The sequence below is a fragment of the Acidobacteriota bacterium genome (genome assembly GCA_012517875.1).
Classification (GTDB): Bacteria; Acidobacteriota; JAAYUB01; order JAAYUB01; family JAAYUB01; genus JAAYUB01.
In genome coordinates this window covers 31,014-45,122 of record JAAYUB010000062.1, presented here as the reverse complement: position 1 = coordinate 45,122, position 14,109 = coordinate 31,014, and the positions used below count along the sequence as shown (strand labels likewise).

6 protein-coding genes are annotated in these 14,109 nt (G+C 68.3%); 1 reads left to right on the top strand and 5 read right to left on the bottom strand.

Annotated features, from left to right (window positions below):
* The coding region (locus GX414_06900; GenBank protein NLI46818.1) for a hypothetical protein at positions 1 to 1,683 on the bottom strand (1,683 nt) is incomplete at its 3' end.
* 243 nt (positions 1,684 to 1,926) lie between these two features.
* Between GX414_06900 and GX414_06895 the strand changes: the two genes are divergently transcribed.
* Positions 1,927 to 5,316, top strand: a complete 3,390-nt coding sequence (locus GX414_06895) for a protease (GenBank protein ID NLI46817.1) — start codon at positions 1,927 to 1,929, stop codon at positions 5,314 to 5,316.
* A gap of 362 nt (positions 5,317 to 5,678) precedes the next feature.
* On the opposite strand, the gene GX414_06890 is transcribed toward GX414_06895, so the two are convergent.
* The 4 genes from GX414_06890 to GX414_06875 all read right to left on the bottom strand — a co-directional run bounded on the left by GX414_06890 (position 5,679) and on the right by GX414_06875 (position 13,372).
* Positions 5,679 to 7,733, bottom strand: a complete 2,055-nt coding sequence (locus GX414_06890) for a S9 family peptidase (GenBank protein ID NLI46816.1) — start codon at positions 7,731 to 7,733, stop codon at positions 5,679 to 5,681.
* A 64-nt stretch (positions 7,734 to 7,797) separates the two neighbouring features.
* Complete coding sequence (locus GX414_06885; protein NLI46815.1) at positions 7,798 to 8,934, bottom strand: AI-2E family transporter; 1,137 nt, start codon at positions 8,932 to 8,934, stop codon at positions 7,798 to 7,800.
* A gap of 300 nt (positions 8,935 to 9,234) precedes the next feature.
* The gene (locus GX414_06880) at positions 9,235 to 10,128 is read right to left on the bottom strand and encodes a radical SAM protein (protein NLI46814.1); all 894 of its coding nucleotides are present in this window, start codon (positions 10,126 to 10,128) and stop codon (positions 9,235 to 9,237) included.
* The gene (locus GX414_06875) at positions 10,103 to 13,372 is read right to left on the bottom strand and encodes a valine--tRNA ligase (protein NLI46813.1); all 3,270 of its coding nucleotides are present in this window, start codon (positions 13,370 to 13,372) and stop codon (positions 10,103 to 10,105) included. The genes GX414_06880 and GX414_06875 overlap by 26 nt, the downstream gene beginning before the upstream one ends.
* Positions 13,373 to 14,109 lie beyond the last annotated feature (737 nt).

Genomic DNA, 14,109 nt, shown 5'->3' with positions numbered 1-14,109 from the left:
CGCCGCGTCGCCGTGGCGCCGGCGGATCCACTCGGCCCAGGCGGCCGCCTCAAAGGCGTCGCCCATGGGCCGGTTGGTCCAGAGCGCGTCGGCGGGCGCGTACGACGGCTCGTTGATCAGGTCCCAGTGGATCCAGCCCACCCCGCGGTAGCGTGACGCCACGAGCGCGAGCAGCGCCTCCTGCCCGGCCAGGGCGCGGGGATCCAGGTACGGGTTGTCGCCGCCGTAGAGCGGCGGACGGAAGGCGAAAAAGGTGAAGCAGACCGCCAGGTCGTGCCGGGCGGCGGTGAGGACGAAGGCGTCCAGGGCGCGCAGGGCGTTCTCGTCCACGGCGCCCGGATCGGACATGAGGCGGCCCCAGCCCGTCCAGAGCCCTGTCCGGATGAAGTTCACGCCAGCGCGCCGCATGGCCGCCATGTCCCGGTCCCACACCGCGGGGTTCGGCTCGAACAGGAACTTGCGGTGGACGTCGCCCGCCATGTAGGTGGTCCCAATCACCGGAAAGACCCGGCCGTCGCGCCGGAGCCAGTCGCGCGTCGCCGTGAGCCGCGGCCCCGCGGCCAGCAGCTTGCCGTCCCGCACCCAAAACGCGGTCCCAGCCGCCGCCGGGCTGCCGGCGGCGCCGGCCAGCTCCACCGCCACCTGGTACAGCCCGGGAGCCAGCGGCCGGTCGGTTCGGACAGCGAGTTCGCCTGTCCGGAAGGTCGGAGTTCCGGCGAGTGGGAGCCGTCCCCGCCAAACCGCCTGCCCCGCCTCGTCGGACACCGTCACCGCAGCGTCCGGGACCGCCACCGTCGCCGCACCCGGACAGCGCAGCGTGACGCGCAGCCGAGGCACCTCGCCTGGCTCCACGCACGCCGGCACGGGGCGTGCCGTCAAGTCCGCGGCGCCGTCGAAGGCCCGCCGGACCATCGCCCGGATCAGCGGGGCCGGCAGCGCCGCATCGCATGGGGCCAGCACCCAGCGGCCGCCGGCGCCGGGGCCGTGGAGGCGGTCGATTTCCAGCAGCGGGCAGGCCGCCGGCAGGCCGTCGGCGCCCGTGACGTGCACCAGCGGCCGCAGCACCGCCTCGCGGATGCCGGCCGCGCCGTCCTCACCCGGCGTGTCGGGCCGCGTGGCGAACCGCACTGTCAGGGTGAATGTCCGCGTCGGGAGCGGGAACGCCGGCCCGTCCCAGCCGGAGCCTGCGACGGAGACTGCGGCGAGCGTGCCGGCGGGTGTGCCCCCGAGATCGATCGCTTCGGCGGGCCCGATGAGCAGCGCGTGCGCAAAGGTCGGCTGGCGGACTCCCGTCACCCAGACGCCGTCCGCCCCGCGGTACACCGGCTGGTGGAACGGCGCGCCCCCCAGCACCACCAGGCCGCCGCCGGCGCCGAGAAACGTGCGGATGGCGTCCCACGCCTCCAGCGGGAAGGCGCTGCCGTACGGCAGAACGAGCACCGCGTGATCCCGCGCGTCGAGTCGCACCGCCAACTCCGTTGGATCGCCGTAGCGATCGACTGCCAAACCGGCCAGCGCCTCGGTCAGCACCGCCGGCGGCACCACCGGAGCTTCCGTGGCGGGAAATCCATCGGCCTGGAACAGGGCGATCCGCCGGTCCGACGGCGCGACCTGGGCCGCCGCCGCGGACGCGAATCCGAACACGAGCGCGGCAGCCAGCACCGTCGCCACCCGGCTATTCACTCTCCCCGCCTCTCTGTTCACGAATCACCCCCCACGGGAAGTCGCACCCGGCGGAACCGGCCGACGGCCGTTTCCGTCCACCGGAGCTGTTGCATCACGGGTGCATGCCCGGTTATTCTATGCCATTCGGCTGCCGCTGGCTAGATCCGATCCCGGCCGGCCGCCGCCCGCGCGCATTTCGCCTGAACCCGCCGGCGGGACTGAACGTATGAGTAATTTCATCCCTTGGACAAGGAGTCTGCAATGTCCCAACGCCTGATGCTGCTCGCGGCCCTCTGCCTGGCCGCACTCTGGACAGCGGCGGCGGCCGACCCGCCGCAGTTGTTCCGCTCACCGACCGTCAACGCCACCCACATCGTCTTCAGCTACGCCGGCGACCTCTGGTCGGTACCCCGCGGCGGCGGTGAGGCCGTCCGCCTCACTACGGGCGACGGCATGGAACTTGATCCCCAGTTTTCGCCGGACGGCAAATCCATCGCCTTCTCCGGCCAGTATGACGGCAACTGGGACATCTACATCATCCCGGCCGAAGGCGGGGTGCCCAAACGGCTCACCTACCACCCGGACGCGGATCTGGCGGTGGGATGGACACCCGACGGCACCGCCATCCTGTTCAGATCCGGCCGGGCCGGTTTCGCCCGATCCGATCAGCTCTTCACCGTGCCGACGACAGGCGGTTTCCCCACCCGGCTCCCCATCTACGAGGCGGATTCGGGAAGCTACTCGTCTGACGGGCGGCGCATCGCCTACACACCGCTCGCACCGGCCTTCAGCGCCTGGAAGCGCTACCGGGGCGGCCGCACCAGCTACATCCGGGTGGTCAGCCTCGACACTCTCGCCGGCGAAAAAATCCCGCGCGACAAGTCCAACGACCACAATCCCATGTGGGTGGGCGACACGGTCTACTTTCTGTCCGACCGGAACGGCCCGTTCACGCTGTTCGCCTATGACACCGTTTCGCGCAAAGTCCGCCAGGTCATCGAGAACAAGGGCTTCGACTTCAAAAGCGCCTCCGCCGGCCCCGGCGCCATCGTCTACGAGCAGTTCGGCGGCCTGCACCTGTACGACCTGAACACGGAGCGCTCCCAGCGGGTGGCCATCACTCTGCGGGGCGACTTCCCGGAGGTGCGGCCCCGCTGGGTGAAGGCCGCGAGCGCGATCCGCAACGCCGGCCTCTCGCCCACGGGCGTGCGGGCCGTGTTCGAGGCCCGCGGCGAGATCGTCACCGTCCCCGCCGACAAGGGGGACATCCGCAACCTGACCCGCACCCCCGGCGTGCACGAGCGCTCGCCGGCCTGGTCCCCCGACGGCGCCCGCGTTGCCTATTTCTCCGACGAGTCGGGCGAGTACGCCCTGCACATCGCCGACCAGCGGGGCACCGCGCCTGTGCGGAAAGTAGCCCTGGGCGAGCCGCCGTCGTTTTTCTACGACCCCGTCTGGTCGCCCGACAACAGGAAGATCCTCTTCACCGACAAGCGGCTGAACGTCTGGTACGTGGACCTGGACCAGGCAGCCCCGACGCCGGTCAAGGTGGACACCGACAAGATTTACAACCGCCGCAACGAACAGACACCCGCCTGGTCCCCCGACAGCCGGTGGATCGCCTACTCCCGCCTCCTGGACAACCGGCTGGCCGCCATCTTCGTCCACCGCCTCGAAGACGGGAAGAACTACCAGATCACCGACGGCATGAGCTACGCCCAGTTCCCGGTGTTCGACAAGAGCGGCAAGTACCTTTTCTTCGTCGCCTCCACCAACATGGGCCCCACCCAGGGCGAGGGTCTCTCTGCGCTGGGCCGTTTCGCCACGAGCAGCGCCTACGCGGTGGTCCTGAAGAAGGATCTGCCGTCGCCGCTCGCGCCCGAGAGCGACGAGGAGAAAGTGGTCGAGGACAAACCGGCCGAAGCAAAGAATGACGGCGCCAAGCCGGACGGCCAGCCCGCCGTGGCGGAAAAATCGGCGGCCGGCGACGCCAAGGCCGGCGGTGCCGACAAGCCGGCGGAGCAGCCGGGCGAACCGGCCAAGCCGGGCGCCGCACCCGGCAAACCGGGCGCGGAACCGCCGAAGGTGGAGATTGACATCGAGGGGATCACCCTGCGGATCGTGGCCCTGCCCGTCCCGGCCCGCAACTACGTGGGTCTGGCGGCCGGCAAGGCCGGTGCCCTGTTTCTGATGGAGGCGCCGGCTTTCGATCCGTACCAGCCGGGCCCCGGCGCCGCCACCGTCCACCGTTTCGACCTGGAGAAGCGCAAGGAGGAGAAGGCCTTCGACGGCGTGTCGTTCTTCACCCTCTCCGCCACCGGCGAGAAGGCGCTGGTGCGGCAGGGGCCCCGCTGGTCCGTCCTGCCGGCGATGATGCCGGGCAAGCCCGGCGAGGGCGGGCTGAACCTGGAACGTCTGGAGGTCTGGGTGGATCCGCCGGTGGAGTGGCGGCAGATGTACCGTGAGACCTGGCGCGGCGAGCGCGACTTTTTCTACAGCCCGCAGCACCACGGCCTCGATCTGGCGCGGGCCGAGAAGCGGTACGCGCCGTTCCTCGACGCCGTGGTCAGCCGCTGGGACCTCAACTACCTCTTCAACGAGATGCTGGGCGAACTCACCGTGAGCCACCTCTTCGTGGGCGGCGGCGACACGCCCGATGTCAAGCGCGTGCCGGGCGGTCTGCTCGGCGCCGACTATTCGATCGAAAACGGACGTTACCGCTTTGCCCGCGTCTACACCGGCGAGAGCTGGAACCCCCAGCTGCGGGCGCCGCTGGCCCAACCGGGTGTGAGCGTCACGGCAGGCGAGTATCTGCTGGCCGTCAACGGGGTGGACCTCCGGCCGCCCCAGGACATGGACGCCCTGCTTGAGGCCACCGCCGGCAAATCGGTCACCCTCAAGGTGGGGCCCAACCCCGACGGCACCGGAGCGCGCGAGGTCACCGTGGTGCCCGTGGCCGACGAGTCGGCCTTGCGCCACTTCGCCTGGATCGAGGATAACCGCCGCAAGGTGGGCGAGATGTCCGGCGGCCGGATCGCCTACGTCTACCTGCCCGACACGTTCATGGGCGGCTTCACCTACTTCAACCGCTACTTCTTCGCCCAGCTCGACAAGCAGGCCGTGCTCATCGACGAGCGCTACAACGGCGGCGGCGCCCTGGCCGACTACGTGGTGGATTACCTGCGCCGGCCGCTCCTGAACTACATCGCGGGACGCGAGGGCGTCAACGACGTCATGCCGTACGGCGCCGTGTTCGGGCCCAAGGCGATGCTCGTCAACGAATATGCCGGCTCCGGCGGCGATGCCATGCCGTACTACTTCAAGAAGCTGGGGATCGGCCCCCTCATCGGCAAGCGCACCTGGGGCGGCCTGGTGCGGGCCGGCGGCATGCCGGTGCTCATGGACGGCGGCCGTGCCACCGCCCCCGACGCCGCGCTCTGGAGCGAGACCGGCGAGTGGATCGGCGAGAACACCGGCATCGCCCCCGACATCGAGGTGGACCAGGATCCGGCCGCCGTCCGCGCCGGCCGCGATCCCCAGCTCGAGCGTGGCGTGGAGTACCTGCTGAGGGAGCTGGAAAAGAACCCGCCCAAAAAGTACGAGCACCCGCCGTACCGGGACTACCAGCAGGACAAGCACTGGCCGAAGTAGGATGAGGCCTGAGATTCGGAGCTTGTCTCCGTTCACCGGATCTCTGGTTCACAGGTTCGAAAGTTTTAAGGTTTGCAAGTTCACAGGTTCGCAGGTTTGCAGAAGGTTCAGGGAGGCGGGATGCGGTCCCGGCTCCCTGTTTTCTTTCTTGGTCAGCTTGGACGGTGAATCGGTGAGCGGGTGAATCGGGAGACGGGAGACACGACCAAGGCCCGAGACCCAAGACCCGACATCCGATGTCCGTCGCGTGGGAACGAGTCTCAAGCCTCGAGCCTCGATGACGAGCACGATTACAACGATTACGACGACGAATTACGACGACGAATTACGAGCATGAACAGAAGCTGTTAACTCCTGTCTCCTCACTGGTCACTGTTCACTGGTAACCATTTCTCAAACCACCGCTGCACCTCGTCGTACCAGAACAGCGAGTTGTTGGGCTTGAGCACCCAGTGATTTTCGTCGGGGAAGTAGATGAGGCGCGACGGCACGCCCCGTGTCTGCAGCGTCTGGAACAGCTCCAGGCCGTTGCCCGGGTAGACGCGGTGGTCCCGTTCGCCATGGACCACCAGCGTCGGTGTCTGGAAGCTGCCGGCGGCCAGGTGGGGCGAGGTGTGGCGCAGCACCGATTCGTCCACCCAGAAATGCGGGTTGGCGTCGGCCCGTTCACCGGCCCCGTAATCGCTGGCGTACTGGGTGTAGAGGTTGTAAACCGCCGCGTGAGCGACGAGCGCCCGGTACGGGTTCGGCCGTCCCAGCACGACGGCCGCAAGATAGCCGCCGTAACTGGCGCCGGCCGCCACCAGCCGGTCGGGATCCGCCAGCCCCTGATCCACCAGCCACTGGGTGGCCCGCATCACGTCCTCGTACGGTTGGTCAGCCCAGTTGCCCAGGATGGACGCGGTGAAGTCGTTGCCGAATCCGCTGGAGCCGTGAAAGTTGGGCCAGGCGCAGACGTAGCCCCAGCCGGCGAACACCTGGGCGTTCCAGCGCCACTGGAACATGTCGGTGATCGCGTTGTGAGGCCCGCCGTGGATGAGCATCATCAGCGGCCGCCGCTGACCCGGTTGATAGTCCGGCGGCAGCACCACCCACATCTGGATCGGCGCGCCGCCGGCGCCGGCATACGTCACGGAGCGCACCTCGCCCCAGCGCACCTCCGCCAGGACCGCATCGTTGAATGTGCTGATCGTGTCGGACGTCTTCGCCGCGACATCCACGCGCACCAGCGTGGGCGGCTCGCTGAAGCCCTGGCGCAGCGCCACCAGGGACGCGCCGCCCGGCCCCACCGCCAGCGCGCCGTGGGAGCCTTCCGCCGTCAGCCGGGTCATGGCGCCGCCGGGCAGCTCCATGGCGTAAACGGGCATGTGGCCGCGCTCGTCGGCGACGAAGAAGAGCCGTTTGCCGTCGGGGGCGAATTGCCAGTCGTTGCACGAATAGTCGAAGCCCGGGGCCAGCTCCCGGTTGGTCCCCGTCGCCCGGTCGTGGAGCATCAGCCGGGTGCGGTCGCCATAGAAGCCCTTGATGAGCTGCCGGCCGAAGACGACGCTCGCGCCGTCGGGGCTGAAGGCCGGATTGAAGTCGCTCTGGGTGTTGTCGGCGGTGAGGTTGCGGGCGCTCCGCTCACCGAGCCGCAGCAGATACACGTCCAGGTTGGAATCCAGGTCCGGACGCGGCGAGCTGTCGGCGGTGAAGGCGATCTCGTCCCCCTTCGGCGAGATGGCGTAGTTCGCGGCGCCGTTTTCCCGGTAGGGCAGCTCCAAACCGGTGCCCGCGGTCAGCGCCACCGGTTCGCCGCCGGTGATCGCCACCTGGAACAAGTGGGCCTGGCGGTCGTCGATCCAGTGGTCCCAGTAGCGCATGCGGGCGGTGTCGTAGGTGAGGGCACTGACCTTGCGTTCCTTCCGCTCCATCAGGCGCCGGCCCTGTTCCGCCCAGGTGGCCGGCTCCGGCCAGACCCGGCTGACGAAGGCCAGCCGGGCGGAGTCGGGGAACCAGCGGATGCCGTACACGCCCGTGGGTACGCGGGTGAGCCGCTTCGCTTTGTCCCTGCCTCGCTCCACTAGGTAGATCTGCGGCGCCTCGTCCCCCTTGCGCTGGGCCACGAAGGCGAGGCGGCGGCCGTCGGGGCTCCAGGCCGGTTCCGACTCGGCGCCCGCTGCGGCGGCCACCTTCCGGCCGGGGCCGCCGGCGGTGGGCACGAGCCACAGGTCGGTGTCGGCCGCATCCCGCTGGAGATCGAAACGCGTCACCGCCACGGCGGCCGTCGTGCCGTCCGGCGAGAGCGCCGGCGCGGCCAGTCGCGCCAGCTGCCACATGCGCCGGGGAGTGAGCGGGGCGGGGTCGGCCGCCGCGAACTGCAGCGCCAGACCGGCGACAGTCAGTCCGAGGATCAGTCGGATCCGTGTTGCACGCATGGCATGACCTCCAACTCAGTGTAATCGTTCACTCATCAACCGCTCCGTCCCGAGGGCGTCCCGGTCAGGGTGCGGGCGGTTCGTCCGCCGGCCGGCCGAAGTATTCCAAACTGAAGATGTCGAGGAGCGTCAGAAAAATGGCCGCCACCATGGGGCCGACGATGAAGCCCATGATCCCGAACACGGCGATGCCGCCGATGGTGGAGAAAAAAATCATCAAATCGTGCAACTTGACGTCCCGGCCCACCAGCCGCGGGCGGAGAAGATTGTCCACCGTGGAGACCACCCCCACGCTGATGGCGATCACGGCGACACCCGACACCACGTCGCCGCTGACGATCCGGATGATCCCCGCCGGAATCAGCACCAGCCCCGTGCCCACCATGGGCAGCGCCGCCAGCACCAGCATCACCACGCTCCAGAGCAGCCAGTTGTCGTAACCGAACGCCAGCAGGGTCAGGCCGCCCAGGGTGGCCTGGACGAGCGCGACCACCAGCGTCCCCTTCACGGTGGCCCGGGAGATGGCGGCGAAGCGTTCCACCAGCAGCCGCTTGTTGGATGCGCTCAGGGGCAGCAGGCGCTGGATCCGGTCAAGGATACCCTCACCGTCCCGCAGGAAATAGAAGATCGTGAAGAGCACGATGAACAGGTCCACCACCACGCCGAACGTCATCCGAGTCGTCCGGTTCAGCACCTTGGGGGCGATGGAGCCGACGAATTTCGCCGCGTCGGCGACGACCTCATCCCAATTCACCTGCGACAGGTCCACCACGCCGAGGATTTTGGCCCGCTTGATCTCGCCCAGCAGGCCGGCGTCGCCCTCGCGCAGCACCTGGCGAACCCGGGGCTCAAAGGTGTGGTAGACGTCGATGCCTTGCCGGACGACCAGGTTCAGGACGAAGAACAGGGGCGCCAGCAGGGCAAGCAGAATCACCAGGGTGCTGGCCGCGGCCGCCGGCCCCCGCCGGCCGCGGAACCAGGCGGTCAGGCGTCTCTGGAGCGGATAGAAGAGAGTGGCGAACACCGCGGCGATGACCACATGGAGCAAAAAGATCTTGATGACCCAGATGAAGGCCGCCAGGGCGAGCACGAACAGCGTCAGCAGAAAGTAGCGGCCGGCGCGCAGCTCGGCGCCGGGCGGCGGAGCGGACGACGGTTCAGGCGGCGCATCGGGAGGGGGACGGAGTGCGTTGGGTTCCATGGCGGTCTCCGAGTCTCGAATGGCGTCGGCTCGTACGATACCACAACCGAGGCCGAAACTCGAAGCCCGGGCTGAGTGAGTCGCTGAAGCGGTGAATCGGTGAAGCGGCGAGTCGATGAAGCGAGAGACGGATCAACCATCAGCCATCAATCTACCAACCATCAACTATCAACTGACCCACAACCCGCGAACCTGGAACTTGCGAACTGGAGAACCTGCAAACCTTCAAACGATTCAATCACAATCACGAGCACGAACCCTCAACGTTCAACTCTCAACAAATCGGAACGAGCCTCGATTTCAGTACTGGTCCAGCGGGCGGATCTGCGACAACGGCAGGTCGCGGAAGGCGGCCAGGCCGGCGGTGATCTCCGCCAGCAGGCGGTCGCGGTCGCGGCTCAGAATCCCGCGCAGCGGCAGGAAATTCGAGGCGTGGTCGCACCGGAACACGGCCCGGCGGCAGTGCACCGCCCCGACGAAGGCGCCGAGTTCCGCCAGCAACCCGGCCGCGTCCAGCGGTTCGAAGCCGTCGCCGAACGCGGCCCGGAAGCGGCGGCCGCCGGGGGGCAGGCCGAGAACCAGTGTGGAGACATACTCAGGGTCCACGGCGCTCACCACCGCCGCCGAGCCGGCGGCGTGGGCGGCGCTCAGGGTGCTGCCGCCCAGCCCGTTGATGACCATGACCGAAACCCGCAGGCCGGCGGCACGGGCCCGCCGCAGCGCTGCGATGGTGGACGCCGCGCTTTCCCCTTTGCGCACCCGCCGCAGCACCTCGTCGTCGCCCGACTCGATGCCGGCGTAGACGAGCCCGAGCCCCGCCGCCGCCAGGGCGGCCAGTTCGGCGTCGCTCTTGTCGCGGAGGTTGCGGGGCGAAGCGTATGCAGAGATGCGGTTCAGAACCGGGAAGCGCGTCCGGATCCGGTCCAGAACGGCCAGGAGGTGGTCCGTGTCGACCGCCAGCGGGTCGCCGTCGGCGAGGAAGACGCGGCGCACCGGCCAGCCGGACCGGGCGGCGGCGGCCAGCCAGGCGTCGATTTCGTCGAGCGGCGTCACCGCGTAGCGCCGGTCGGCGTACATCTCGCAGAAGGCGCACCGGTTCCAGGAGCAGCCGGTGGTCACCGGCAGGATGAGCGATTCCGCCTCGCTGGGCGGCCGGTAGACGGGCGCCTCACCCATCCAGCCGGGCCAGCGCATCGAGGATCGAGGTTTTCTGGAGCTCGTACTTGGCCAGCCGCCGGCGGTTTTCCTCGACCACCTCGGCCGGGGCGCGGGCGACAAAGCTTTCGTTGGACAATTTCTTGCTGAAGATGGTGATCTCCTTCTCCACCCGCGCCAGCTCGCCCTTGAGGCGCTGCCGCTCGGCGGTCTCGTCAATCACGTCGTGGACGAAGATCTGAATCCGTTCCACCACCACCGAGGCCGCGCCGCGCGGCCGCACCGCCGCCGGGTCCAGGCGCAGCTCGGCCACGCCGGCGAGGTGTCGGATGACGTGGGCCTCGGCGCGGAGCGCCTCGAGCCGGTCCTCGGGCGGGCGCAGGGTGATGGTGAGCGCCGTCGTGGCGGCGACGCGCTGGGTGTTACGCACCTCGCGGATGGCCGAGGTGAGCGCCTGCACCGTGGTGAAGGCGGCGAGCAGCTCCGGATTGTCCAGCTCCGGCACGGGTTGCGGCCACGGAGCGGTCGCGATCAGAGGCGCGGCGTCGGCCGGCGCCAACCCGGCCAGTCCCCGCACCGGGAGCACTTCGTTGAGTTCCTGGTAGATGGCCTCGGTGATGTAGGGGATCATCGGATGGAGCAGCCGCAGCACCACGTCGAGGCAATGAGCCACCACCAGCCGGGCGGTGTTGGCGGATGGGTCGTCCGGGTCCTGCAGGCGCGGCTTGACGAGTTCCAGGTACCAGTCGCAGAGCAACCCCCACATGAAGTCGCGCGCCGCGCCGACGGCCGCGCTGGGATTGTAGTCGGCCAGCCCGGCGGTGACGGCGCGCACCGCCTCGTTGAGCGCCGCCAGGATCCAGCGGTCCTCCAGGGCGAGGTCCGGCAGCCGCAGCGGCACGGTGCGGGCGCCGGCCAGGTTGCCCAGGGCGAACCGGGCGGTGTTCCACAGCTTGGTGCAGAAGCGCCGCCCCTCGACAAAGCGCTCGCTCACCAGCTTGGCCGTGGGAATATCGGGCATGGTGCCCAGCACGTCGAACTCCTCGTGGCAGCCGGCGCACAGGTAAGTGAAGATACTGCGGCCGTGCCGCGTCTCGGCCAGGTCGTTGTGGTGGGCGCAGTGGGGGCAGACCGCCGTGACGGGGAGCCGGATGTCCTGGTTGCCCGTCTGCATGTCGCAGAGGATGTACCGCATGGCGTCGGTGCCGTACTCCTCGATGATGTCCACGGGGTCGATGCCGTTCCCCTTCGACTTGCTCATCCGCTCGCCCTTGCCGTCAAGGATGTTCGCGTGGATGAACACATCGCGGAACGGGATGTCGCCCAGGTTGTACAGGCCCATGATCACCATCCGCGCCACCCACAGGGTGATAATGTCGCGGGCGGTGACGAGGCAGGAGCCGGGGTAGTAGTAGTCGAGGCAGTCGGCCCGGCCGTCGGCGGCGCCAAGCGGCGCGCCTCCCTCGGTGTCGGCGGTGGCCGGGTCGGGCCAGCCCAGCGTCGAGAAGGGCCAGATGGAGGAGGAGAACCAGGTGTCGAGCACATCCTCGTCGCGGCGGTAGCCGAGCGACTCGAGGGCGGCGACGAGCGCCGGATCGTCCTCGAGCAGGGCCACGTCCACGAGACAGGGCGCGGACGGCGCACCTTCCAGCCCGGCCGCGTCGGTGGCGGCACGGACGCGCACCGATCGCTCCGCTTCGGGCAAAAACGCCCGCACCGCGGCCAGATCCGGCCGGCTCAGCACCGCAGCGAACCCCGGCTCCGCCAGCGTGGCAGCCAGGGCGCCGAGCGTGGTCCGAAGCGACCAGACGGGGATGCGATGCCCCCACCAGAGCTGCCGGCTGATGGGCCAGTCGCGCTTCTCGCCGAGCCAGTCCAGGTAGGTCTTGACGAAGCGCTCGGGGTGGAAACGGACCCGGCCGTCGCTCACGGCGTCCATGGCCGCCTGCACCAGGCCGGGGGCGGTGAACGCCTTCGGCGTGCCGCGCCCCATGGCCACGCCGCCGGGGACGTCGCCCATGCGGATGAACCACTGGTCCGACAGGTACGGCTCGATGGGCGTCTTGCTCCGGTCGCTATGGCCGACCTCGATCTCGCGGTCCTCGACCTCCCCGAGCAGCCCCTGCGCCTCGAGATCGTGCACCACCTGCTCGCGGGCGATGAAGCGGTCCAGCCCCTGATAGGAGCCGGCGTTGGCGTTGAGGGTGCCGTCGGGGTTAAGAATGTTGACGATGTCGATCGCCGCACGGTGGCGCATCCAAACGTCGTAGTCGTTGGGGTCGTGGGCCGGGGTGATCTTGACGCAGCCGGAGCCGAGGCCCGGCTTGGCCCACTCGTCGCAGATGAGCGGGATAGGCCGGTTCACGAGGGGGAGCATCACCTTTCGGCCGGCCCGGGCCATGTCGCGGAGCGCCAGCAGGCGGGGCAGCACGGTGCGGCGGCGCTCCTCCAGGGCCTCGATCTGCCCGCGCAGGGCGGCCTGATCGCGCGCCGGGGCGGCGGTCAGCGCCTGGTTCAGCGTCTCGATCTCGGCGGCGAGCGCGACGTCGGGTTCCGGGTGGACGGCCACGGCGGTGTCGCCGAGCATCGTCTCGGGGCGGGTGGTGGCCACCTCGACGTGGTCCGGCTCGCCCGGCTGCGGGTCGATCACCGGGTAGCGCAGATGCCAGAAGTGGCCATGGACCGTCTCGTGGTACACCTCGTCGTCGGAGATGCTGGTGCGCAGGAACGCGTCCCAGTTCACCAGCCGCTTGCCGCGGAAAATCAGACCGTCGTCGAACATGCGGAAGAAGGTGTGGCGGACGGCCCGGGAGCAGACCTTGTCCATGGTGAAGCGCTTGCGGTCCCAGTCACAGGAGCAGCCGATGCGCATGAGCTGCTCCAGGATCCGCGCCTGGTACTGGTCCTTCCAGGCCCAGATCCTCTCCACCAGGCCCTCGCGGCCCACGTCGTGCCGAGTGAGTCCTTCGAGTTCCTTCAGCCGCTTCTCCACCACCGCCTGGGTGGCGATGCCGGCGTGGTCGGTCCCGGGCATCCAGAGGGTGTTGTCCCCCTGCATCCGGTGCCAGCGGATGAGCACGTCCTGCATGGAGTTGTCCATGGCGTGCCCCATGTGCAGGGCGCCGGTGACGTTGGGCAGCGGCATCATGATGACGTAGCGGCGGTCGCGCGGCCGATCGTCGGGCACGGCGTGGAAAGCGCCGGAAGCGCGCCACATGCCGTTGACGGACTTTTCGATCTCCGCCGGCTCATATGTTTTGGAGAGGGTGAACTTGCTGCTCATGATCGCTTCCTCAAGAGAATAAAGAGAGTTACTCTACTCCAGCCGCTTAGCAAAAGCAAGGTTCGAGGCTCGGGGCTCGTTCTCATTCGGTGAGAGTTGAGGGTTGCGAATTATGAGTTCGTGCTCGTGATTCGTGATCGGAACTCGTAATCGTGATCGCAATCGTAATCGAGACTCAAGGCTCGTTCCCGAAACGCGGACATCGGACATGGGAATTCGGACATCGGATTTCGGACCTGGAACCTGGGTTCCGGGCCCTGGCCAACGGATCCATGTCTCACGACCCGGGTCCCACATCTCAGCAACGCCCGACTCGTCTCCGAATCGCTGAAAAAAATGATAAGCAATCAACCATAACAAATTATTCCATTTGACGTCCCCAGTTACCGATCACCTGCATAGAGTCAGGCGCCCGGCCCGTAGGGACGGAAGGCAATAGCCAGGGGCGCAGCCCCTGGTCCAGTGGTGATGCGCACGTTGGTTGAACGAATCACCAGAGCCCCGCCGGGGCGACATCGGGCATCCCGGAAACCGACCGGGTGGGCACAATGAATTCCGTCCCTGACGGGCCCGGGCGCGTAACCGGATGCAGTCGATGTGCCGGCATCTCAGGCGTCGGGCATCGGATATCGGAAATCGGACTTCGGACATCGAGCCGCGAGCACGATTACGATTACGATTACGAATTACGATTACGAATTACTAGCACGAACCATCAATGATCAACCATCAAACCT